Source organism: Roseburia rectibacter (genome assembly GCF_014287515.2).
GTDB lineage: Bacteria > Bacillota > Clostridia > Lachnospirales > Lachnospiraceae > Roseburia > Roseburia rectibacter.
The window spans coordinates 236,602-258,327 of the sequence record NZ_CP092473.1 but is presented as its reverse complement, the minus strand read 5'-3'; the positions used below and the strand labels follow the sequence as shown (position 1 = coordinate 258,327).

Here is a 21,726-nt window from a genome sequence, read left to right as displayed (position 1 = left end):
CTGCGAAATATTTTTCCACTGTATCTGCCTGAACACAGCCGGCAATATTTCCTGATATAAAAATCTGCTATCCAGAGATTGCCGACGCACCGGCAATGATCTCTGTTAATTCCTGTGTAATCGAGCCCTGACGTGCCCGGTTGTATTTGAGCGTCAGATCACTGATCATATCCTCTGCATTGCTCGTTGCAGAATCCATCGCCTGCATTCTCGCACCGTTTTCACTGGCAACTGCCTCCACAAGTGCCCCGTAAAACAGGCTTGTAACGTATTTTGGAATGATCATATCAAGTGCTTCTGTCTCATTCGGCTCATAATTCATCAGAACGTTTGCCTCTGCTGCTGCACCAAGTTCTTCTTCATCAAACTCGATCGGTAACAGCTTCATCAGCTTCGGTTCGTGTACGACTGTATTTTTAAAATGTGTATACACCAGATAAATCTCGCCGATCGTGCCATTGGTGTAATCCGTAAGCACCTTCTTGCAGAGTTCTGCCGCATCATCATAGGATGGTGACTCGATGATATAAGAATCATCTTCCTTAATATGATAACCACGGCGTTCTAATACCTCACGTCCTTTTCCACCGATAGCATAGATCTCTACATCATCTTTGGAAAAGTCACTTCCGGTAACCAGCTTGATCAAATTGGAATTGTATCCTCCGGCAAGTCCACGGTTGGATGTGATCACAACGATCGCTTTCTTTGTGGAAGTGCCTTTTTTCAGATAAGGATGGTCAATCCCACCTGATCTTGCAAGCATGGAAGTAACGGTCTGGTACATATAATTCGAATATGGATTCGTCTGTTCTGCCCTGCTTTTTGCTTTCTGCAGTTTTACGGTTGAAACAAGCTTCATGGCTTTTGTGATCTGCTGCGTACTCTGTATGCTGCTTTTTCTTCGTTTAATGTCCCTCATTGAGGCCATAACAACTTCCTCCTTTTTTTGGCGAAGTCCTGCTTGTTACGCTTATTTCAAGAAATCTGCCTTACATTCTTCAATCGCTTTGACGAGTTTTGCCTCTGTCTCATCACTGATGACTTTCTCTGTGCGGATTGCTTCCGGTACATCCGGATATTTGGTATCCACATACTCAAACAGTGCTTTTTCAAACGGTAAAACCTGTTCTACCGGAATATCCAGAAGGTATTTTCTGGTTGCCGCATAGATGATGATGACCTGTTTTTCAACCGGCATCGGCTGATACTGCGGCTGTTTTAACATCTCACGGATTCTGGCACCCTGTGCTAACTTCTCTGTCGTGTCGGCATCGAGTTCAGAACCAAACTGTGCAAATGCTGCAAGCTCTCTGTACTGTGCCAGCTCGACACGGATCGGTGCTGCAATCTTCTTCATAGCCTTGATCTGTGCGGAACCACCTACACGGGATACCGAAAGACCAGCATTGATCGCCGGACGGAAACCGGAGTTAAACATCTCTGTCTCAAGATAGATCTGACCATCGGTAATGGAAATAACGTTCGTCGGAATATACGCTGAAACGTCACCCGCCTGTGTCTCGATGATCGGCAATGCAGTCAGGGAACCTCCGCCAAGTTTATCGGAAAGTCTTGCTGCACGCTCTAAGAGTCTTGAGTGAAGATAGAATACATCTCCCGGATAAGCCTCACGTCCTGGTGGACGTTTTAAGAGTAAGGAGAGTGTACGGTATGCGGCCGCATGCTTACTTAAATCATCGTAAACAACGAGAACATCCTCACCATTCTCCATCCATTCCTCACCGATCGCACATCCTGCATACGGTGCAATATACTGTAATGGTGCAAGCTCACTGGCAGTAGAAGCAACCACTGTCGTATAAGACATTGCTCCAAATTCTTCTAATGTTTTCACCAGAGCGGCAACAGTGGACGCCTTCTGTCCGATGGCAACGTAAATACATTTTACGCCCTGTCCCTTCTGGTTAATGATCGTATCGATCGCGATCGCTGTCTTACCGGTCTGTCTGTCACCGATGATCAGCTCACGCTGTCCACGTCCGATCGGCACCATGGAATCGATCGCCTTGATACCGGTCTGTAACGGTGTATCTACGGATTTTCTCGAAATAACACCCGATGCGACACGCTCGATCTGACGATATTTGTCCGTCTCGATCGGTCCTTTGCCGTCGATCGGCTGTCCTAACGCATTGACAACACGTCCTAACATGGCGTCACCAACCGGAACCTCTACGACTCGTCCGGTGGTCTTTACGGTATCACCTTCATTGACATTGCGCTGTGCACCTAAAAGTACAGCACCAACATTATCTTCCTCAAGGTTTAATACCATTCCGTATACTTCTCCCGGAAATTCCAGAAGCTCACCCTGCATTGCGTTGTCAAGACCGTGAATACGTGCGATACCATCTGCTACCTGAATAACGGTACCAACGTCAGCTACCTCTAACTGCGCTGCATACCTTTTGATCTGTTCTTTAATTACGGAACTTATTTCTTCTGGTCTTAAATTCATGAAGCGCATTCACCTGCTTTCAACTGTATTTTTGACAATTCGCGTGTCAGATCATTTAATTTGGTCCGGACACTGGAATCAACGACTCTGTCGCCGATGCGAATCACCATTCCGCCTATCAGTGCGGAATCCACTGCATAATGCATCTCAAATTTCACATACTTTGTAGTCTCTAACAATCTTTTCTCCACTGCTGCTTTCTGCGCTTCGGATAATTCCATTGCCGATGTCACATAAGCGGTTCCGATGTTCTTATACTCCTTGACACAGTCAATGAAATAATCCAGCACCGTATCCACTTTTGCGAAATGACCTTTTTCTACAATCAGGCGGAGCAGTCCAACAAACTCCGCGGAAATCTTTTCTGCAAATATGTCTTCTACGATTTTTACTTTTTCTTCTTTAACGATTTTTGGATGACTCATTAATTTGAAGAGCTCAGGATTCTCATTCAAAGCGGCTTTTACTGCCACTGCCTCATCCCGGAATTCATCCATCCTTCCGCTCTCTAGCGCAACTTCAAACAATGCATCACCGTATGTTTTTGATACTAGCTTTGCCATGTCGAATCACCCATTTCTTTCAATGTTTCTTCTACCAGCGTATCCTGCACGGTCGCATCGATATTTGCTGCAACAACTTTTGCCGCCATCATGGATGCAACTGTGATCATTTCCTGTTTTACTTCATCCATTGCACGCTTCTTAGAAAGCTCTGCTTCTTCGTTGGCTCTCTTTATGATGCGCGCCGCTTCTTCTTTTGCGTCACTCTCAATGCGGGCTGCATTTTTCTGCGCCGTCTTGCGGGCCTCGCTTAAGATCTGCTCTGCCTCTTTATCGACTTCTTTTAACTTCGCATCATATTCTGCTTTGAGTGCTGCTGCGTCCTGTTTGTCCGTTTCTGCAGTCTTAATATCGGCTGCGATACGGTTCTTTCTGTCATTCAGCAGCTTGCGTGCCGGTTCAAACAGCATCTTGGACATGAATAAAAATAAGAAAAATACTGCTAACGCCATCAAAACCACATCATGCAGTAACTGAAAATCCAGTCCAAAAAGTCTTGTCATTTCCTCCAAGGTTCGGCCTCCTTTCCAATTTTTTTATTCCAAGAATGGAGCGCCATTCATTAGCCTAAAGGCTGTACGAACAGTAAGAGCATTGCGATCAAGAGTCCGTAAAGACCTGTTGTCTCTGCAACTGCCTGTCCTAAAAGCATGGTTGACATGATATCTCCTTTTGCACCCGGATTGCGTCCAACTGCTGCTGCACCATGTCCTGCTGCGATACCCTGTCCAATACCAGGTCCGATACCGGCGATAACTGCCAGACCTGCACCGATAGCTGAACATGCCATAATTAAATCGTGTCCTGTGATATTCATATTAATCCTCCTAAATAAAATAAATTATTCTTGTTCGTAGTTCTGACCAATGTATGTCATTGTCAACATACAAAATACATACGTCTGAATTGCTCCTGAGAACAAGTCAAAGTATACATGGAGTGCTGCCGGCCAGATGATTGCTATTTTGCTCAGCAGTCCATAAACTAATGCCATCATAACGGTTCCTGACAATACGTTCGCAAAAAGACGAAGCGACAATGAAATCGGCACTGCGATCTCACTGATCACATTGATTGGAAACCAGATTGGCAGCCATGGTGGCAATGGGGAACACATATCTGTCCAGATCTGCTTGATCGGCAGATTCTTAAACTGCGTGATATGGATCAGGAAGAATGTAATAAGACCAAGTGCCAGTGTCGTACCATAGTCAGCCGTTGGTGGTCTTAATCCAAACAGACCTGATATATTACTCATAAGAATAAAAATAAAAATGGTACTGATATAATTGACAAACTTCGGTGCTGCCACCTTTCCCATGGTGCCGCTTACCATGTTATCAAGCATCTCAACCATCAGCTCGATAACATTCTGAAATCCCTCCGGGATCTCCTTTGCATGTTTGATCGCACGGTTTCCTGCAATGGCAAGTGCCATCATAAGCAGCATAACGATCAATATGCAGACATGCGATGTTGTGATCCAGACTTTATGTCCGAATATCTCGTACTGAACGATACCATGTATCATAAAGTCGATATTTTCGGCTCCGGATGACATCAGAATTGCATGATTCACTCTCTCACCTCCCTCATATGAAATTGTTATCTTCACTGTCTGAAGATACATCACCTCTTCCTTGCAGTTTTTGTATTACTCTATGTGTAAAGGGCTGTAAGTACGCAGATACCTTAAGTCCCAATACCCCGATAAACGCAGTGATCAGATTTCCGAGATTCCATTCCATCATAATAAAGAAAACGATCACAACAACAGCATAGCGGAGCAGTGATTTTACAATGATCTTCTTCTTTGCATTGTCCTCTCCATACAACTCCACCGCATCTCTTAATACAGTTGCGATGTTGACTGCCATACCGCACGCTAAACCGATACCGATCAGAAGTCCCGTGGTGTACCTGGCTTTGTCGGTGACAAACCAAACACCTGCTAATTCCACGATCACTCCATACACAATAATTCCCAAAACAAGTCCCGGCAATGCATCATTGATTCTTCGTAACATTATTTCTGCCACCGTCCTGTCCGTAAATCTTTTTTGCCATTTTAAAAATATTGGTAAATCCGGCCAGAGCACCCATGATAAACAATGGGATCACGATCCAGAGCATATCATATTTTCTGCCGATCCATGTACCAAAGAGAGTGCACATCACGATCGGAACGATCATATTCAATCCAAACTGCAGGATCAGTGTCAGTGCCTGAAACACCTTTCTGTTTTTTCTCACTTGCATCGTTCCTCCATAAAGTACAATCTTTATTCATTATAACATTTTTCGCCATTTTGTCTATCAAATATCCGTCATTTTGTATAGATAATATTTCCTTTTTGTTAAGAAATATTTCAAATTTGTCTATTATCTGCACTATATTATAAGTAACCCGATAAATGATGGTTTGTTTATGAAATAAATCGCCCGTCCAAATGGTGAGTCGTAGGTTTGTGAATGGCATCTTGCGCAAAGCCGGAGTTAATTTTGGTTCCGTTGTACGAAAATAAGAAAAGTCTAAGTGTGTCTGAGTTAGATTTTTTCGGAGTGACGTGAACGGCAACAACGAGTCATCCATGACTCGATGCTGCCTTGTTCTGCCATCCGTGGCAGAACATCACTGTGTATCTACAGACACACTAAGATTTTCTAATTTTCTCCCAAAGTCACAAAATCAGCTTCGGCTTTGCGCAAGATGCCAGCCTCCAGGTTATGAAACACCATTTGGGTGGGCGGTTCATCTCAAAATCGGGGGCGCGGGTGTGAATTTTTGACATTTGCACGAATGGAAATATGCTTAAAATCCTAATGTGCTGTATCACTAATATTCAGCCTGATGACTTCCCAGAATTTTTATATGCTACATTATATTATAAGAATCGTTTCGTAAATTGTCCGACCAATAACACAAAATATTTTTTCAAATGTGTATGGCAATAAACATGAGCATAGTGGGATACATTGAAGTTTTTGCCAACGTTATCAAACAAATAATAAACCATTGAATATAGTTATTTGGAAATATCTTTTTAATCAGATTCAGACACAAAACACTAAAAATTTACGCACCCCCAAGGTTGTAAAATGAGTTCCCCAGCTAAGGGTGGTTCACAACCTTGCGGCTGGCGAATCGCATCAAGCCGGGACTCGTTTTGTGACTTTGGAAGAAAATTAGAAACTCTTAGGATGCCTGTCCGTAACACAGTGTTGTGCTGCCATGGACGGTAGCACAAGTCCTAATGTGCCCGGACGGCACATTTAGGACGCACACGTCACTCCACCCCAACCTGAATCAGGCATGCTTAGAGTTTCTTATTTTCGGACAACGGAAACAAAACAGTCCCTGCTTGATGCAATTTGCCACTTACAAAACTGCGACGCCACCCTTAGCCGGGGAACTCATAGCCCAACAAACCACAATTTATCGGGCAATGCATTTTATGATCTGAGCCATCGGAGGTCGTTGGAATGTTGTTAGAAGAATTTGATATGGATGAATATATTAAGATGGAACGCCGGGACAGCTATGAAGATGGATTATCTGAAAGCTTATCCCAAGGTCACATTAACGGCGAGTACTCACACCGTATACACACTGTCTATAACATGTTTCACAAAAACATTCCTGCAGAAACCTGTGCCAATTTACTCAACGAAGATATTTCCTTTGTTAATAAAATCTATCTCTTATGTCAGACGCACGCAGAATGGTCAGAAGATACTCTTAAAAAATCTTTAAGCGAAAAATAATGCTGTTGAAAAAATAAGTCCCAAAAAAAGCATGCCGGAAAATCTATCCAAATAATATTTTCCAGCATGCTTTTCGCCATTGAAGTTACAATTATGGACAATGTAATAATTGCAGCTATACTCACAGTTCCAATTCAATCCTGCGATTCGTGTGTTCATAACGCTGCAGCACAACCCCCGCTGCTTTCAGCATCTTCTTTGATGCCACAACCGACGGTGTTGTCTCATATTTGTCGCTGTCATACACGATCCTGCGGATTCCTGACTGGATGATTGCTTTCGCACATTCATTGCATGGAAACAGTGTAACGTAGATCGTCGCGCCCTCTAAACTTCCGCCCCGGTAATTTAAAATTGCATTCAGCTCACTGTGTGTAGTGTAGAAATATTTATTCTCTAAAGGCTCGCCCTCTCGCTCCCACGGGAAATCATCATCCGAGCAGCCGGTCGGAAACCCATTATACCCCATTGAGAGTATCTTGTGATCTTCGCTGACAATGCAGGCTCCCACCTGTGTATTCGGATCTTTTGAACGCATTCCCGAAAGCAGTGCAACTCCCATAAAATATTCATCCCAGCTGATATAATCTTTCCTTTTGCCGCTCATGTTGATCTCCATTCTGCAGACGTTTTCCTGCATCAGAGAAACCGCAGATTAATTTGATTCTGCGATAAAACTGCTTTGTGACGTCTGCGGCACAAACAGCCATATAAAAATATGCTGTCAATTATTTTCATACTATTTGGTTCCAAAAATACGGTCTCCGGCATCTCCAAGTCCCGGAACAATATAACCATGCTCGTTTAAATGATCATCTAAAGCTCCAATGTATACATCTACATCCGGATGATCTTCCTGCATTTTCTTCACGCCTTCCGGTGCTGCGATAATACACATCAGGCGAATATTTTTAACACCTTTATCCTTTAGCATCTGGATTGCTGCCGATGATGAACCACCGGTTGCCAGCATCGGATCTACCACAAATACCTCTCTGTTTGCGCAGTCTGCCGGAAGTTTGCAGTAATATTCTACCGGCTCTAATGTTTCCGGATCACGGTAAAGTCCGATATGTCCTACTTTTGCTGCCGGGATCATTGCCAGCATACCGTCCACCATGCCAAGACCGGCACGTAAAATCGGTACAACAGCAAGCTTTTTGCCCTTTAACTCTTTCACAGTCGTTTTGCAGATCGGTGTATCGATCTCCACATCTGCAAGTTTCAAGTCTCTGGTTGCCTCATAGCACATCAGCATTGCAATCTCGCTGACTAAGGTACGGAAATCTTTTGATCCGGTTTCCTCTCTGCGGATGATACCGATTTTGTGCTGGATCAACGGATGATCCATTACTACGATTTTTCCCATTTTAATTTTCCTCGCTTCCTTCGTTACTTTCTTCATTTAAAAGAGTGACCAGCTTTTTGATGGTCTTTCTCATTGTTTCATAGCATAGCCCATATGCCTGCAGACTGCCGCCATACGGATCTAAAATCTCCAGTTCATCTCCGACAAGTTCCGTGAGAACATATACATTCTCCGGGTTGGCTCTCTCGTATTTTTCCAGAACCTTTTCTAACTGGGCGTGTTCCATAACAAGAACTAATGTGTCCTCTGTAAAATCTTCTTCCGTCAGCTGTGCCGACATATAGCCATCCAGATTGATCCCATTGCTGATCATGACTGCTTCCGCTTTCTGATTGAGCGGCTCCGGAAATAAAACGACCATTCCTCTCGCACCGATTTCAACCGGATGTTTTAATACATACTCCCCAAGTATGCCCGCTGCCATCGGAGCACGGCAAGTTCCATTCTCCGCGACAAACAGGATTCGATTATATTGTTTCATGCGTTATCCTTCCTTCTCCCATCAAACCTGAATCACCTGATGTCCTGCTGCTTTCATTAACCGGTTCATGATTGCCTGACCGATTCTCGGTGTTGAAAAACTTTCTGAATAAATCGCATCTACATTCCAATCATCAAATTCACGCAATATTTTATATAAATGTCTGGCAATGGCATCCTCATCGCTCCTCGCTCCGATCGTCACCACATAATCTGCCTGATACAAAGATTCTGTCTCATCCGTTGCAACAACACCGACCTTTAGTCCTGCTGCCTGTTTTTCCCTGACTAATGCATTGATCTTTGCAACAACAGCCTCCTGTTCTCCCTCAACCAGCACCAGATCTGCCTTTGGCGCATAGTGTTTATACTTCATTCCAGGCGCTTTCGGCTTCTTTGTGGAATCCGCAGCAATGATTCCCGGATCAATGCGCACTTCTTCCCCGAGTACTTCCTCTAACATCTCTTTTGTAATATAACCCGGGCGCAGAATCATAGGTATCTTTTCCGTCAGATCAATGATTGTAGACTCAATACCGATTCCAACCGGCCCCCCATCCAGTATCATCGGTATCTTACCATCAAGATCTAATGCCACATGTGCCGCTTCTGTCGGGCTCGGCTTTCCGGAAGTATTGGCACTCGGTGCCGCGATCATACAACCGCTCTCATCGATCAGTGCAAGCGCAACAGGATGATTTGGCATGCGGATTGCCACCGTATCCATTCCACCGGTGGTCTCATACGGAACCTTTTCATTCTTCCACACAATCATGGTAAGCGGTCCCGGCCAGAACACGTCTGCCAGTTTCTTTGCCTGCGGCGGAACCTCTTTTGCAATGGATAAAAGTTCTTCAAATCTGCATATATGAACAATCAACGGATTGTCCGAAGGACGTCCCTTTGCCGCATAGATCCGTTTTGACGCCTCCGGATCAAGTGCATTTGCGCCAAGTCCATAAACCGTTTCCGTCGGAAATGCTACCAGCCCGCCGGATCTTATGATCTCTGCCGCCTCCTGCATATCCTCCTTATTCGGATCGTCTGCGTCTATTTTTATTAATTTTGTCTGCATATATCACTACTTCTTTTCTAATATAATTCTTATTTTTATTTTTCCCAAACATTTGTATTATCGCACATTTTATCCAAATAGGCAACAGAGTGTGCATAATTCGCGGATTTGTACCTTGATTTTCCAGCAAAATTACCATAGAACCCGAACTGTAACTTGCTATGTTTCCGTAAATGTGGCATAATTATTACTGTTCATCTGCAAACAGTTATGTTTGGAAAGGGGGTTTTCATGAAAATTACAAAATCTGATTTTGGTACAACAAACGCAGGAGAAAATATTAATATATACCATCTTGAAAATGAGGCAGGTGCCTATGTAGAGGTTCTGAATTTCGGTTGCCGTCTTGTAAAGATCGTCGTTCCGGACCGTAACGGAAAACCAACAGATGTCTGCCTAGGTATGGATACAATGTCTGCCTATGAAAATGATGACGCAAGTCTTGGTGCCGTAGTCGGACGTGTTGCAAACCGCATCAAAGACGGTCATTTTACTTTAAATGGGAAAGAATACCAGCTTGCCGTAAACTGTGGAACCAATCATCTTCATGGAGGTCTGATCGGTTATGCCTCCAAACCATGGGATGCAAAAGTAAAGGATGACAAACTGATCCTGACTATGAATTCTGCCGACGGTGAGGAAGGTTATCCGGGCAATCTGACCCTGACAGTTACCTATGGCTGGTCTGAAGACAATGAACTTTCGATCGTATACGAAGCATCTGCTGATAAGGATACTTTGTTTAATGTCACAAACCACGGTTATTTCAATTTAAACGGTGAGGGAAGCGGTGATATCCTTTCTCACGAACTTTATATTGATGCAGATTCCATCACAGAGCTTGATGATTCACAGGCACCTACCGGAAAACTGATCCCGGTAGACAATACGCCATTTGATTTCAGAGTGATGCACACGATTGGGAAAGCCTATTACTCCGAATATGAACAGCTTCATAAGTTTGGCACTTACGATCATAACTTTGTGATCAACGGAACCGGTCTTCGTGAAGCAGCCGTATTACAGTCCAAAGACAGCGGCATCCGTATGACCTGTTTTACAGATCAGCCTGGCATGCAGCTTTATGTCGCTAATCAGCCGCTCAAGCAGCCTGGTAAAAATGGAAAAGTTTACGACAGCCGCACCAGCGTATGCTTAGAGACGCAGCATTTCCCAGATGCGATCAATCATGAGAATTTCCCGAGTATCGTACTTCATCCGGACGAGCCGTTCCATTCTAAGACACTGTATCATTTTTCTACGTTTTAGTGTGGCAGATCCGCAGAGTCCAATTATTTTGTGCTGATTTTTGTACATGGTTTTTTCGGGTTTTGACTTGTAATACCATCTTTTTTGTATTAGAATAATCTAAAGCTACTGAAGCGGTAGCGAGTCTATGATTTTATTTTTAAGGAGGGAATACAAATGGCATTCGTAATTTCTGATTCTTGCGTAAGCTGTGGTACATGCGAACCAGAGTGCCCAGTAGGAGCTATCTCTCAGGGAGACAGCCAGTTCGTAATCGACGCAGGCGCTTGTGTAAGCTGTGGTACATGTGCAGGGGTTTGCCCAACAGGAGCTATCAGCGAGGAATAATACTTAAAGAGTTTTTGCGAGTAGAACTCTTGCGGGAAACCGCAAAAAGAAGCTGTGAAACTATGTTTCACAGCTTCTTTTTTACTTAGACAAGTCCACTTAGATCAATCTCATAGATCATCTTTTCCGGTTCCCTTTCCTGTTTATAAAACAGGATCATATACCATGGTAAATACAGGATTTCCCCTTCTTCCACCACATTTGATTTTGAAAATACAATATTTTTTTCAAACTTCCATTGTTCTACTTTCATTGCATGATCCATTGCCAGATGCTTTTTGAAGTCATTTCCTGACTTGATCTCTACAAGTTCTGTGTGAAGTCCTTTTTGTAATACAAAATCTAATTCTCCAATTTTCTTAGAATCATAATAATGAAGTTCAAAACCGTTCGATTTCAGATTTTGCGCAAATGCATTTTCCAGAATACTTCCCATATTGACGTCAACATTCCCCATCAGAAGATCAAACTGGATATTTTCCATACAGGAAGCACAAAGCAGTCCAACATCATTCATATAAAGTTTGAACAGGTTTCGTTTTTCACTTAACTGCAGCGGTGCCTGTGGTTCTGTCACGTTATAACATGGCAACGCAACGCCCGCATCCGCTAACCAGTTAAAGCTGTCCTCATACCTGATATGCCTTGCGGAAGCGTTAATACTGTTTAATTTAAATCTCCGGTTCTTCTCATTTAACTGGGCGGGAATGCTGTCAAATATTGCCTTGATCTTTATTTTTTCATTTTCTGTAGCATATTTTGCAATATCCAGGCGGTAAAGATCTAAAATACTTCTCTGATTCAGCACCACTTTTGCAATATCATGCGTATCAACATAAATCTGTACGGTTTCGGGCATTCCCCCAACTACAAGATAACTGTAAAAAAGTTTGCAAAGTGTCTCATGTACTGTCTCAGATACTTTTTCCTTTTTGTCATAACACGATTTCAAATACTGCAGTGTATGATTCTGTATGCCATTCGCCCACAAATATTCCTCAAAATCCAGCGGATACATTGGTAAAATCTGTTCAAAGCCAACCGGATAAGATGTGACATCCTTGTACCGCACACCAAACAGCGAGCCGGATTCTATATAATCAAATCTTCCATCCTCCAATATTAGGATTTCCAACTCTCTGCTCTTATATTAACATTTTTTCTTTGTTTTTCAATGTATATTGTAACATTTTTCAGTACATTTTTCTTTAATTTTTATATGATATCTGTAACATTTTTTAGTACATTTTTCTTTTATTTTCAGATAGTATCTGTAACATTTTCCAGAAAATGATCCACATCTTTGCTGCTGTCAAGAAAATCAAACGGTTACATAAACTATGCTGCACAAATTATATGATGCGCAAACGGTGCAAATCAGTTATAATAGTCATGAATAATAAAAATTTAAAAATGGAGTGTTATTGATTCGATGTGTCAATTAGACCCGGCAATAAAAAAAGATATTATAGCCTGCTGTAAAAAATATAATGCAAATAAAGTCATTCTATTTGGCTCCCGTGCCAGAGGAGATAACGGACCTTACAGTGATATCGACCTTGCAATTAAAGGAGCTGATAACTTTGACCGTTTATTTGCCGAATTAAAATACAATGAATTTACGCTGCTTGACATGGATATTATTGATCTGGACGGCAGGGTAAGTGAACCTTTGATGAAAGATATTTTAAATGACGGACATATTTTATATGAGAGGACAGGAAAATGAACCGAAAAATTGATTCTTATGGCTGCCCTTACGCGTGGATTGATCGAAGATGAAAATGCATGGCTTCGCATGTTACGGCTCCGGAATGACGAATCACATCATTATAATCAGGACTGTGCCATTGAACTGTGCCGCATGATTCCAGAGCTTCTTCCTTACTTTGATGATCTGAAAGAGAAAATAATTATTTTCGGATATGGCGAATGATAAAAAACGCTATTGCACCAGTTATCATACTGTAATGCAATAGCGTTTTTTTATGCTTTTTCTTTTTTATTTCTGCCCCATCTTTTTTTGGGTTCTTTCTTTTTCAGATTCCCGCGGATCGCCGCATCCAGTTTCCGGAAACGTTCCTCATCCGCCTCATCCTGTTCTCTCATAAGATAATTCATTTCCTTGATGACCTGTTCCCCCACATCTTCGCTGATGCAACGGCTCAATTCCTGATTATTTGCAGCAATCGCTGTTCCGACGATCTGCGTCATCAATTCTGTAAACTGTGCCATTTTATCGGTGTTATCAAGTACACTCTGATTCTCATGCTGCGCAGATACTGGCATATTTCTGCCTGAATCTGTGTATGGATTCAAATCTGCATGCTGATCCTGTTTTGCAGCATATCCATCCTGAATGCGCGTAACCTGACCAGACTGATGCTCCGCCTTGACAGCTTTTTCATCCTGCGTATATGCAACCTGGTGCAGATCCTGTTTTATTCCCGGATGTGCAGTGCCAACCTCTGCCTGCGCATCGGGGGACATATTATGTACGATCATACGGATCGCTTTCAACTGATATCCTTGTTCTTTTAATTCCTTGATCCTCTGGAACTCCTGAATGTTTTCCTTTGTGTAATACCGGTGCCCAAGTTCATTTCGCGGAACATTAAGCTCCAGTTCATCCTCCCAGTAACGTAATACATGTGACTCTACATTTACAATATTTGCAGCGTCGGAAATCATGTAACGTACCTTTTCCATTCCGGTTCCTCTCCTTCCTTTTATCTGCTAACCTATATTATAAGCATTCGAAAGGATGTCTACAACGAAAATCGCTCGTCTTATTCCGACAGGATGTGCGAAACATTTGCTGTTGGCAGTAAAAGGTGTGTCAAAATGTAGCGACTGGTAAATTGCACAAAGCGTAAAATTCTTTTGTGACTTTGGTAGAAAATTAGAAAAACTTAGTATGCCTGTTCTAAGCTCAGTGTTTTGCTGCCACGGATGGCAGCAAAAGTCTTAACGCGCCACGGATGGTGCGTTTAAGACGTACACGTCACTCTGTGAACACACCTCGCAGGCATACTTAGCTTTTCTTATTTTCGGACATTGGAACAAAACGGATATACGCCTTGTGCAATTTTCCACTCAAAAAATTTAGCTACACCTTTTACTGCCAACCGCAAAATGCTCAGGTTAACCTGAGCATTTCATTATTTTTCCATATTGGCAAACTTCGTATACTGCGGCAGCCATACCAGATTGACGGTACCGATCGGACCGTTTCTCTGTTTGGCAATAATGATCTCTGAGATTCCTTTCATCTCAGAGTCATGGTTATAGTAATCGTCACGATAGATAAACATAACAACGTCGGCATCCTGCTCGATCGCACCTGACTCACGCAGGTCAGAAAGCATTGGACGGTGATCCGGACGCTGTTCTACGGCTCGTGATAGCTGGGACAATGCAATCACCGGCACAGAAAGCTCCCTTGCAAGTGCCTTTAAGGAACGGGAGATATCTGAGATCTCCTGCTGACGGGAATCAGATCCCCTGCCGGAACCGGACATCAACTGTAAATAGTCAATGATGATCAATTTTAAGTCGTGCTCTAATTTGTATTTCCGGCATTTGCTTCGCATTTCTGCAATGGAAATACCCGGCGTATCATCAATGATAAGCTCTGAGTTGCCAATTGTTCCGGCTCCCTCAATGAGCTTCTCCCAGTCAGAGTCTGAAAGATTACCAGTTCTGAGTGCCTGTGCATCTACCCTTGACTCCAACGAAAACAAACGGTTTACAAGCTGTTCCTTTGACATCTCAAGCGAGAAGATCGCCGTACACATATGTTCGTGAAACGCTACATACTGCGCAATGTTAAGAACAAACGCCGTTTTACCCATGGACGGACGCGCTGCGATCAGGATCAGATCGGACGGCTGTAAACCTGCGGTCCGGTAGTCAAGGTCAATAAAACCTGTCGGGATTCCCGTAACGGTGCCGGATGTTTTTGCTGCGTTCTCAATCTTTTCGAGTGCGTTCATAACAACCTGGCGGATCGGTACATAGTCCCCGCCACCACCGCGGGTGGAAAGCAGATCAAATACCTTTTTCTCGGTAATATCCATGACCGTCTCTACACTCTCTTTTCCCATGTAGCACTCATTTTCGATCTCTTCATTTAATTTGATGAGTTTACGCCGCATGGAGTTATCTTTTACGATCTGGGCATAATATTTTACATTTGCCGATGTTGGAACTGCATTTAAAAGATCCCTCACAAACTCTAAACTTGCAATCTCTGCCGGTACATCTTTTTCTTTTAATTTATTCTGCAAAGTGACCAGATCGACCGGAAGTCCTTTGCTGTATAATTCGACCATGGTATCAAACAGGATTCCATACTGTTTGTAATAAAAATCCTCACTGATGAGCATTTCCATTGCAGTGAGGATCGCATCTTTATCCATGATCATAGAACCGATGACCGACTGTTCCGCCTCACGGCTGTTCGGCATCGTGCGGTTGATCAGTGTTTCTTCCATTCCTATCCCTCTACTACATGTACGTTAAATTTACCTACTACCTTCGGGTGAAGCTTGATTGCAACTTCTGTCACGCCAAAGGTACGGATCGGCTCCGGTAACTGCATTTTCTTTTTGTCAAGTTCCATGCCAAGCTGTGCTTTGGCTGCAACAGCAATTTCTTTGGTGGAAACGGAACCGAATGTACGTCCACCCTCGCCGGCTTTCATTTTTACGGTAACTTTTTTATCTTTTAATTCTTCCGCAAGTGCCAGTGCAGCTTCATACTGCTCCTGTGCCACTTTGTCTGCGTGCTGGTTCTGCAGTTTTAAATCATTAAGGTTTTTTGGTGTTGCCTCCACACCTAACTTTTTCGGGAAAATCGCATTGCGTGCATAACCATCGCTTACATTTACGATCTCACCTTTTTTCCCTAATGCTTTTACATCTTCTAATAAGATAACTTTCATATATCTGATTTCCTTTCTCTTTTCTGTTTCTTTTGCTGCTTTTGTCTGGTCTCTATCTGATGTTACTCTGATATATCGCCCTCTTTTAACATCTCATCGATCGTATCCTGAATGATATGTTTTGCCTGCTGCAGTGAGCAGTTGGTGAGCTGGGCTCCGGCAACGTTTAGGTGTCCGCCGCCGCCAAGGCGCTCCATGATAAGCTGTACATTGATCTCATCAATGGAACGGGAACTTACATAAATTTTTCCCTGATATTCTGTGAGCACAAAAGACGCTTTGATGCCCACGATATTTAAAAGTTCATTTGCAGCCTGTGCACAGACGATTGTCGGGCTTTCCACCTGATCCGCCGGACAGATGGAAATCGCAAACGAACCACGATAAACCTCCGCATGGCGGACTGCCTCCGCCCGCGCCTTGTAAGCTGCCATATCGTTACGCAGCATCTTACGCACTCTCGTTACTTCCGCACCCGCACGTCTTAAATAAGCTGCCGCTTCAAAAGTACGTACACCTGTCTTTGTCATAAAGTTGTTGGTATCGATCAGGATACCGGCATAAATACAGTCTGCTTCACATGGGGCAAGACGGATATTTTCGGAAAAATACTGCAGTACCTCGGCGATCATCTCGCAGGCACTCGAAGCATACGGCTCCACATAGGAAAGTACCGGATTCTCGATCACCTCGTTCGTCTGTCTGTGATGGTCAAATACACAGACAGTCTGTGTGCGCTTTAACAGCTCCGGACATTCGGTGTAACTTGGACGGTTTACATCCACAACAACCACCAATGTATTTTCATTGGTAAGCATAAGTGCTTCTTCATTTTTGATAAAAAGATCTGCCGGGTATCCTTTTTCCACGGTAAAACACTCTACCAGCGGCCGCAGGGATGATGTAATCTCGTTTAACACGATCTGTGCCTTCTTGCCAAGTACTTTTGCGGCACAGTAAATACCGATCGCTGCACCAAGGGAATCGACATCACTGATGCTGTGTCCCATAATGATCACATGCTCCCTGCTCTCGATGATCTCACGGAGTGCATGTGCTTTTACCCTTGCCTTGACCCTGGTGTTGCGCTCTACCTGCTGTGTTTTGCCACCATAATATGTGACTTCCTCGCCGTCACGCACAACGACCTGGTCACCGCCACGTCCTAATGCAAGATCAATGGACATACGGGCATACTCATAATTCTGTGTATAGCTGGCACCGTTGGCACCAATACCGATGCTTAGTGTCACAGCCATTTCATTACCGACTTTGACTGTCTTTACATCCTCGATCAGACTAAAACGGTCTTCGCGGAGTTTTGCAAGATACTGATACTTAAATACGACAAAATATTTATCTTTTTCAATTTTGCGGACTAATGCATCAAGCTCTGTAAAATATTTATTGACTTTCCGGTCGATCAGGGCAACGAGAAGAGATCTTTTGACATCTTCAATACTGTCAAGTGCCTCGTCATAGTTATCGATATATACAAGACCAGCAACCATTTTCTGTTCCTGGTTCTCTCTCATGTACTGATTCTTTTCTGTCTCATCAAAGAGATATACCGCCGTCAGATATTCGTTACTCTCATCAAGTGTAACAAGACTGTCCACGCTGTTTAACTCTTCAAAGTAGATTCTTTTTAAGGCAACACGAAAATCCTGTTCTTTCAGCGTGAGGTTTATGGATTTCTCTCCATCACTCTTCTGCAGAAGTTCCTTTGTCAGTGCCGGAAAAATCGTCGTGATCGATTTGTGATATTTTTTATCCTTACCGGTCAGTTCTGTAAACTGCTCATTGACCCATAATATCTTTGCATTATAATCGACGAGTGCATACGGTATTTCAAACTCATTTAAGAGCTGCTTTTGTACTGTTCCGTACTGCGTTGCGAAGTTGATCAGTTCATTAACCAACACCGGCTTATTCCTGACATACACGATCATGGAAACAACAAAATAGATTGCCGTAAATATCGAAAACATAATACCTGACAATATATCTTCCGTATAGATGACAACATTCATACATACCAGAAGAATCGTCATGAACATCGGCCAGTAGAGAGATTTACGAAGTCTCCCTCTGAGCTTTACTTTATTACTTTTCATAGTCTTCTCCTAAATAAAAAGAAACCTACGGCAGGAAATGTGCTCATCACTGCTTACTTTTCCATCCGTCTTGGAATAGTCTTTGCTAACAATTATAGCATTTTGCCCCCTTAAGATAAAGTACTTTTTAAAAAAGGAACCGACGCAGTCACCTCATCTGCCCGATTCCCTTTTCTTTCCATTTGCAGTCTGATCCTGCTGTATTCAGTTCTGGCTCTCCGTATCACGTGGCGCGATCGTCAGATAATTGTCAGTATCCATATCATTGATCAGATTATCCGATAAAATCCTGTCACCGGAAACTTTTGGTTCTTCCCGCACAAAACTTTCCTCGTCGAGCTGATACCCTGTTCCTTCCGTATAAACTGCACTGATAAATCCGGATTCCTGACCACCGCCATAGATTGGAAAAATAATCGTATGCCAGCCATTTTCCAGCTCATCACTGATCATTACCGGCGTATGGATCTGTAGAAATGTTCCAAGCACCTCAAACTGACCGTTTTCTTCCGGTCTTAAAACAAGTGCCGCATCCCCACGTGTATCTGATGTCGTATCACCGATCGTAACCGCAACGATCTCATCCGTTCCATCTTCATCAAGATCCGTATAATTATAGTAATACCGTGTCTCTTTGCACTCTTCCTCCGGGATCTGATAATATTCCTCTAAAAATGCTGCAAGCTCCGGATATTCCTCATCTTCAGAAAATTCTTCCAGCACATTATAATTCTGTTCATCCTGTTCTGCCGAGAAAAAATGTTCTTCTAACGTCTGTTCTGTCTGCTCCGTCTGATTATTTTCCTGTGCAGTTATATCTGCAGTATTTTTCTCTCCACAGCCCGCTGTGCCTGCTAACACTACCAGGAAAAATACCATTCCTAATGTCCGTTTCATGCTCCCTCCACCTGTCTGTACTGCTCACCGCTTCGGTTTACCATATATATTATATGATTCTGTGCATAATTCCAAGACATTCTTAGCAAGTTTAAGAAATACTTTCGAAATAGTTTTGAATCTCTTCTAGGGACGGCATCACGCGCAGTGCACCTTTTCTTGTTGTGATGATCGATGCCGCTGCGTTTGCAAATGTAAGCATATCTTTTAACTGTTGTTCAGTAAGTTCCATTAATCCATACTGTAATATGTAATGCAGGCAGCATGCACCGAAAGTGTCTCCTGCACCGGTTGTTTCGATCGTGTTTTTCTGTAAAAATGCAGGTACTTCCACAATCATATTTTTATAATAGACTCTGCTTCCGTCCCGTCCCATAGATAACAGAATCAGCGGGATCTGATATGTCTGCTGCAGCATACGGATACCTTCTGTATAATCCTCTTTTCCGGAAAACCACTGGATCTCATTGTCTGATATTTTTAAAATATCACAAACGGACAGTCCATAAGCAGTCTGCTCTTTTGCTTCCTCCATGTCCTTCCAGAGCGGTTCCCTGATATTCGGATCAAAGGAAATGAGTGCACCATTTTCTTTTGCAACAGCAATCGCATGTTTTGTCGCACTTCTGACCGGCTCATTCGTCATGGACAATGTACCAAAATGAAAGATTTTTCCGGCTGCAATAATATCATCCCGGACTTCCTCTTCCCGAAGCATCATATCTGCGCCCGGATTCCGGTAAAAAGAAAAGTCTCTGTCACCGTCCGGTTTTGTCTCAACAAATGCAAGGGTGGTGCGCACATCTTCATCCGTCAGAAGTCCTTCCACATTAATCCCGGCTGATTCCACGGTGGAACGGAGCTGTCTGCCGAAGATGTCATTTCCGACTTTTCCTAAAAATGCGGTCTGATGCCCTAATCTGTTCAACATGGAAAGCACGTTGCAGGGTGCTCCGCCCGGATTTGCTTCATAAACCGGGTTGCCCTGACCACTGGTGCCGTTTTCTGTAAAATCAATTAATAATTCGCCGAGGGCGACTACATCATATTGTTTATTCATTGTGTGTGCTCCTTTCTTCTGCGTATGCTGGGGATGAAGTTCTGGTAGAGGTTGTTGGGACGTTACTCAATTTTCCTGCATTTCTTTTATATACATCTGCCATGCACGGTACTCGTTGTCCATGCGTGGGATTGGCACGCCTGCATGTACAAGCTGTGCTCCTGTGAAGTAATCCGGTTCAACTGCGTTCGGTGTTTCATTGATGTGCTGTCCGTTTGTACCATCTGTCTTTGTTCCGACAACCTCAACCCGGTAAAATCGAAATAGGTTGCCTCCCAGTTATTGATAAGTACCGGTCTTTTCGTATCACGGTATGCACTGCGGCAGATATGGCTTCGGATCAGACGGTGCAGATTCCAGGAAAGCGCAGAAAAACCATCTGCAGAATAGCTTAACACTGCCTCCGGTGTATCAAATGTCTCTCCCGGCTCTAATCTCCAGGAAAACATTTCATCGGATAAGCCCATCACAAGCCTTGTCTGCTCATACTGGTCTTTTTCTGCCTCTGCTTTGAAATTGCCGCTGTATAAAAGCATACAGCCATAACATTCGCCGGCATCCTCCCCTGTCTGTTTTCCAGCCAGCATCACAAATGGATTCTGCTGGTGGCTCGAAGCGCCACGCCTGCTGCCAAATACCTGATTGCCATGCTCCACGGACGTGCGTTCAAAAATCCGCTCCATCCCGTGTCTGCCATGAAAATGAATGACATCAAATTCTCCATTCATAAAATCAAGCACAGCACTTGCAGATTTTTCAATATGGACGGTCTTATCGCCATGATTGGTAATCTGAACCGCCCTGGTAATAATATCAAGTTCTGCAAATACACCGTAAAGCAGTGTTACCTGCACGCCGCTTACGGCATCCTCTAAATATACCTTTAACGTTTCACTCTCTGTCCCGGTCTCATCATAAACTGCCGGAAATCCCGGAATCTGGTATTTTCCTTTACATACCTCACAGGATACGAACCGCAGATCGGCACAATAGCTTCCATCTGCATTTTTCAGCACAAATGCCGGGCTGCGGAAATCCCCGGTTCCAAAACACGGATATTCCTGCGGCAGTGCATCCATGGAATATGTCTTATCGCACTCTGCCTCATACGGATTGCCGGAACCCCCCCTGTCATAATAGGTCAGAAGATACCGCATATCACCGTCTAACCGCGGTCCGTAATACAGATGGAGCAGTTGTCCATAAGCGCCGACAGCCATCTGATACGTCGTATTTTTTGTGTGCAAAGTAATTGTATGCGGTGTGAGCAGTTTCTGCTCCTGATCTATGATGATCGCCATAATTTTCCCCTTTCCGAACAAAATATATCATTAAGAAGTGCCACTTTTTATAATTGGTAAAATTCAATGGTAAAAC

At 43.4% G+C, this 21,726-nt stretch carries 25 protein-coding genes; 5 read left to right on the top strand and 20 right to left on the bottom strand.

The features are described 5' to 3' along the window. Positions 1 to 67 precede the first annotated feature (67 nt). From atpG to H8S51_RS01200, 8 genes are read right to left on the bottom strand one after another with little or no spacing between them, the layout of a single operon-like run. On the bottom strand, positions 68 to 931 hold the full coding sequence (gene atpG, locus H8S51_RS01235) for an ATP synthase F1 subunit gamma (RefSeq protein WP_186900500.1): 864 nt from the start codon (positions 929 to 931) through the stop codon (positions 68 to 70). Positions 932 to 973: 42 nt separating this feature from the next. Beyond that, the gene (gene atpA, locus H8S51_RS01230) at positions 974 to 2,482 is read right to left on the bottom strand and encodes a F0F1 ATP synthase subunit alpha (protein ID WP_117922431.1); all 1,509 of its coding nucleotides are present in this window, start codon (positions 2,480 to 2,482) and stop codon (positions 974 to 976) included. Continuing rightward, positions 2,479 to 3,045 (bottom strand): ATP synthase F1 subunit delta, encoded by a 567-nt coding sequence (atpH, locus tag H8S51_RS01225; protein ID WP_015561154.1) that lies wholly within the window; start codon positions 3,043 to 3,045, stop codon positions 2,479 to 2,481. The genes atpA and atpH overlap by 4 nt, the downstream gene beginning before the upstream one ends. Beyond that, positions 3,033 to 3,548 (bottom strand): F0F1 ATP synthase subunit B, encoded by a 516-nt coding sequence (atpF, locus tag H8S51_RS01220; RefSeq protein ID WP_006855264.1) that lies wholly within the window; start codon positions 3,546 to 3,548, stop codon positions 3,033 to 3,035. Before atpF ends, atpH begins: the two co-directional genes overlap by 13 nt. Positions 3,549 to 3,607: 59 nt before the next feature. Next, entirely contained in the window at positions 3,608 to 3,862 is a 255-nt protein-coding gene (gene atpE / locus H8S51_RS01215; RefSeq protein WP_006855263.1) for an ATP synthase F0 subunit C, read from the bottom strand. A 24-nt stretch (positions 3,863 to 3,886) separates the two neighbouring features. After that, on the bottom strand, positions 3,887 to 4,675 hold the full coding sequence (gene atpB, locus H8S51_RS01210) for a F0F1 ATP synthase subunit A (RefSeq protein WP_117922428.1): 789 nt from the start codon (positions 4,673 to 4,675) through the stop codon (positions 3,887 to 3,889). Continuing rightward, positions 4,638 to 5,072, bottom strand: coding sequence for an ATP synthase subunit I (locus H8S51_RS01205; RefSeq protein ID WP_117922427.1), 435 nt, complete (start codon positions 5,070 to 5,072; stop codon positions 4,638 to 4,640). The genes atpB and H8S51_RS01205 overlap by 38 nt, the downstream gene beginning before the upstream one ends. Beyond that, complete coding sequence (locus H8S51_RS01200; protein WP_207724072.1) at positions 5,053 to 5,304, bottom strand: AtpZ/AtpI family protein; 252 nt, start codon at positions 5,302 to 5,304, stop codon at positions 5,053 to 5,055. The genes H8S51_RS01205 and H8S51_RS01200 overlap by 20 nt, the downstream gene beginning before the upstream one ends. 1,224 nt (positions 5,305 to 6,528) lie before the next feature. On the opposite strand from H8S51_RS01200, the gene H8S51_RS01195 reads away from it, so the two are divergent. Then, the gene (locus H8S51_RS01195) at positions 6,529 to 6,810 is read left to right on the top strand and encodes a hypothetical protein (RefSeq protein WP_186900498.1); all 282 of its coding nucleotides are present in this window, start codon (positions 6,529 to 6,531) and stop codon (positions 6,808 to 6,810) included. A 121-nt stretch (positions 6,811 to 6,931) separates the two neighbouring features. On the opposite strand, the gene H8S51_RS01190 is transcribed toward H8S51_RS01195, so the two are convergent. The 4 genes from H8S51_RS01190 to H8S51_RS01175 form a co-directional block, all read right to left on the bottom strand. After that, a complete protein-coding gene (locus H8S51_RS01190) occupies positions 6,932 to 7,417 on the bottom strand; it encodes a deoxycytidylate deaminase (RefSeq protein WP_117920610.1) in 486 nt (161 codons plus the stop codon). 132 nt (positions 7,418 to 7,549) lie between these two features. After that, the gene (gene upp / locus H8S51_RS01185) at positions 7,550 to 8,179 is read right to left on the bottom strand and encodes a uracil phosphoribosyltransferase (protein WP_015561153.1); all 630 of its coding nucleotides are present in this window, start codon (positions 8,177 to 8,179) and stop codon (positions 7,550 to 7,552) included. Between the two features lies 1 nt (position 8,180). Next, positions 8,181 to 8,660 carry an arsenate reductase/protein-tyrosine-phosphatase family protein gene (locus H8S51_RS01180; protein ID WP_118209787.1) on the bottom strand — a complete coding sequence of 160 codons (480 nt, stop codon included), beginning with the start codon at positions 8,658 to 8,660 and terminating at the stop codon, positions 8,181 to 8,183. Between the two features lie 21 nt (positions 8,661 to 8,681). Next, the gene (locus H8S51_RS01175; RefSeq protein WP_118209786.1) at positions 8,682 to 9,734 is read right to left on the bottom strand and encodes an L-threonylcarbamoyladenylate synthase; all 1,053 of its coding nucleotides are present in this window, start codon (positions 9,732 to 9,734) and stop codon (positions 8,682 to 8,684) included. A gap of 231 nt (positions 9,735 to 9,965) precedes the next feature. On the opposite strand from H8S51_RS01175, the gene H8S51_RS01170 reads away from it, so the two are divergent. Then, positions 9,966 to 11,003, top strand: a complete 1,038-nt coding sequence (locus H8S51_RS01170) for an aldose epimerase family protein (RefSeq protein WP_117920514.1) — start codon at positions 9,966 to 9,968, stop codon at positions 11,001 to 11,003. A gap of 156 nt (positions 11,004 to 11,159) precedes the next feature. Further along, complete coding sequence (locus tag H8S51_RS01165; protein ID WP_022112022.1) at positions 11,160 to 11,330, top strand: DUF362 domain-containing protein; 171 nt, start codon at positions 11,160 to 11,162, stop codon at positions 11,328 to 11,330. An 85-nt stretch (positions 11,331 to 11,415) separates the two neighbouring features. On the opposite strand, the gene H8S51_RS01160 is transcribed toward H8S51_RS01165, so the two are convergent. Beyond that, positions 11,416 to 12,450: an ATP-binding protein gene (locus H8S51_RS01160; protein ID WP_241070833.1), complete on the bottom strand. Its 1,035-nt coding sequence runs from the start codon at positions 12,448 to 12,450 to the stop codon at positions 11,416 to 11,418. Between the two features lie 312 nt (positions 12,451 to 12,762). Here H8S51_RS01160 and H8S51_RS01155 point away from each other — a divergent pair, with 312 nt between their 5' ends. Both H8S51_RS01155 and H8S51_RS01150 read left to right on the top strand, forming a co-directional pair. Next, positions 12,763 to 13,059, top strand: coding sequence for a nucleotidyltransferase family protein (locus H8S51_RS01155; RefSeq protein WP_006855252.1), 297 nt, complete (start codon positions 12,763 to 12,765; stop codon positions 13,057 to 13,059). A gap of 18 nt (positions 13,060 to 13,077) precedes the next feature. Next, entirely contained in the window at positions 13,078 to 13,266 is a 189-nt protein-coding gene (locus tag H8S51_RS01150) for a nucleotidyltransferase substrate binding protein (protein WP_117920516.1), read from the top strand. Between the two features lie 50 nt (positions 13,267 to 13,316). On the opposite strand, the gene H8S51_RS01145 is transcribed toward H8S51_RS01150, so the two are convergent. From H8S51_RS01145 to H8S51_RS01115, 7 genes are all read right to left on the bottom strand, one after another. Next, positions 13,317 to 14,039 carry a MerR family transcriptional regulator gene (locus tag H8S51_RS01145; protein WP_117920518.1) on the bottom strand — a complete coding sequence of 241 codons (723 nt, stop codon included), beginning with the start codon at positions 14,037 to 14,039 and terminating at the stop codon, positions 13,317 to 13,319. Positions 14,040 to 14,491: 452 nt separating this feature from the next. After that, on the bottom strand, positions 14,492 to 15,826 hold the full coding sequence (dnaB, locus tag H8S51_RS01140) for a replicative DNA helicase (protein ID WP_117920520.1): 1,335 nt from the start codon (positions 15,824 to 15,826) through the stop codon (positions 14,492 to 14,494). A gap of 2 nt (positions 15,827 to 15,828) precedes the next feature. Beyond that, the gene (rplI, locus tag H8S51_RS01135; protein ID WP_118209785.1) at positions 15,829 to 16,275 is read right to left on the bottom strand and encodes a 50S ribosomal protein L9; all 447 of its coding nucleotides are present in this window, start codon (positions 16,273 to 16,275) and stop codon (positions 15,829 to 15,831) included. Between the two features lie 62 nt (positions 16,276 to 16,337). Next, positions 16,338 to 18,392: a DHH family phosphoesterase gene (locus H8S51_RS01130; protein WP_117920524.1), complete on the bottom strand. Its 2,055-nt coding sequence runs from the start codon at positions 18,390 to 18,392 to the stop codon at positions 16,338 to 16,340. Between the two features lie 204 nt (positions 18,393 to 18,596). Further along, positions 18,597 to 19,289: a hypothetical protein gene (locus H8S51_RS01125; protein ID WP_118209784.1), complete on the bottom strand. Its 693-nt coding sequence runs from the start codon at positions 19,287 to 19,289 to the stop codon at positions 18,597 to 18,599. 91 nt (positions 19,290 to 19,380) lie between these two features. Next, the gene (locus tag H8S51_RS01120; protein ID WP_186900497.1) at positions 19,381 to 20,349 is read right to left on the bottom strand and encodes a carbohydrate kinase family protein; all 969 of its coding nucleotides are present in this window, start codon (positions 20,347 to 20,349) and stop codon (positions 19,381 to 19,383) included. Between the two features lie 86 nt (positions 20,350 to 20,435). After that, positions 20,436 to 21,650 carry a glycoside hydrolase family 36 N-terminal domain-containing protein gene (locus H8S51_RS01115; protein ID WP_241070832.1) on the bottom strand — a complete coding sequence of 405 codons (1,215 nt, stop codon included), beginning with the start codon at positions 21,648 to 21,650 and terminating at the stop codon, positions 20,436 to 20,438. Positions 21,651 to 21,726: the final 76 nt, after the last annotated feature.

What these genes read in the sequence shown, in the direction of transcription:
- H8S51_RS01150 (WP_117920516.1), top strand. Translation starts at nt 13,078, where the DNA reads ATGGCTGCCCTTACGCGTGGATTGATCGAAGATGAAAATGCATGGCTT.
- atpE (WP_006855263.1), bottom strand. Translation starts at nt 3,862, where the DNA reads ATGAATATCACAGGACACGATTTAATTATGGCATGTTCAGCTATCGGT.
- H8S51_RS01120 (WP_186900497.1), bottom strand. Translation starts at nt 20,349, where the DNA reads ATGAATAAACAATATGATGTAGTCGCCCTCGGCGAATTATTAATTGAT.
- rplI (WP_118209785.1), bottom strand. Translation starts at nt 16,275, where the DNA reads ATGAAAGTTATCTTATTAGAAGATGTAAAAGCATTAGGGAAAAAAGGT.
- H8S51_RS01190 (WP_117920610.1), bottom strand. Translation starts at nt 7,417, where the DNA reads ATGAGCGGCAAAAGGAAAGATTATATCAGCTGGGATGAATATTTTATG.
- upp (WP_015561153.1), bottom strand. Translation starts at nt 8,179, where the DNA reads ATGGGAAAAATCGTAGTAATGGATCATCCGTTGATCCAGCACAAAATC.
- H8S51_RS01205 (WP_117922427.1), bottom strand. Translation starts at nt 5,072, where the DNA reads ATGTTACGAAGAATCAATGATGCATTGCCGGGACTTGTTTTGGGAATT.
- H8S51_RS01165 (WP_022112022.1), top strand. Translation starts at nt 11,160, where the DNA reads ATGGCATTCGTAATTTCTGATTCTTGCGTAAGCTGTGGTACATGCGAA.
- atpB (WP_117922428.1), bottom strand. Translation starts at nt 4,675, where the DNA reads ATGTATCTTCAGACAGTGAAGATAACAATTTCATATGAGGGAGGTGAG.
- atpF (WP_006855264.1), bottom strand. Translation starts at nt 3,548, where the DNA reads ATGACAAGACTTTTTGGACTGGATTTTCAGTTACTGCATGATGTGGTT.
- H8S51_RS01180 (WP_118209787.1), bottom strand. Translation starts at nt 8,660, where the DNA reads ATGAAACAATATAATCGAATCCTGTTTGTCGCGGAGAATGGAACTTGC.
- atpG (WP_186900500.1), bottom strand. Translation starts at nt 931, where the DNA reads ATGGCCTCAATGAGGGACATTAAACGAAGAAAAAGCAGCATACAGAGT.
- H8S51_RS01155 (WP_006855252.1), top strand. Translation starts at nt 12,763, where the DNA reads ATGTGTCAATTAGACCCGGCAATAAAAAAAGATATTATAGCCTGCTGT.
- H8S51_RS01125 (WP_118209784.1), bottom strand. Translation starts at nt 19,289, where the DNA reads ATGAAACGGACATTAGGAATGGTATTTTTCCTGGTAGTGTTAGCAGGC.
- H8S51_RS01145 (WP_117920518.1), bottom strand. Translation starts at nt 14,039, where the DNA reads ATGGAAAAGGTACGTTACATGATTTCCGACGCTGCAAATATTGTAAAT.
- dnaB (WP_117920520.1), bottom strand. Translation starts at nt 15,826, where the DNA reads ATGGAAGAAACACTGATCAACCGCACGATGCCGAACAGCCGTGAGGCG.
- H8S51_RS01200 (WP_207724072.1), bottom strand. Translation starts at nt 5,304, where the DNA reads ATGCAAGTGAGAAAAAACAGAAAGGTGTTTCAGGCACTGACACTGATC.
- H8S51_RS01175 (WP_118209786.1), bottom strand. Translation starts at nt 9,734, where the DNA reads ATGCAGACAAAATTAATAAAAATAGACGCAGACGATCCGAATAAGGAG.
- H8S51_RS01130 (WP_117920524.1), bottom strand. Translation starts at nt 18,392, where the DNA reads ATGAAAAGTAATAAAGTAAAGCTCAGAGGGAGACTTCGTAAATCTCTC.
- atpH (WP_015561154.1), bottom strand. Translation starts at nt 3,045, where the DNA reads ATGGCAAAGCTAGTATCAAAAACATACGGTGATGCATTGTTTGAAGTT.
- H8S51_RS01170 (WP_117920514.1), top strand. Translation starts at nt 9,966, where the DNA reads ATGAAAATTACAAAATCTGATTTTGGTACAACAAACGCAGGAGAAAAT.
- H8S51_RS01195 (WP_186900498.1), top strand. Translation starts at nt 6,529, where the DNA reads ATGTTGTTAGAAGAATTTGATATGGATGAATATATTAAGATGGAACGC.
- atpA (WP_117922431.1), bottom strand. Translation starts at nt 2,482, where the DNA reads ATGAATTTAAGACCAGAAGAAATAAGTTCCGTAATTAAAGAACAGATC.
- H8S51_RS01115 (WP_241070832.1), bottom strand. Translation starts at nt 21,650, where the DNA reads ATGGCGATCATCATAGATCAGGAGCAGAAACTGCTCACACCGCATACA.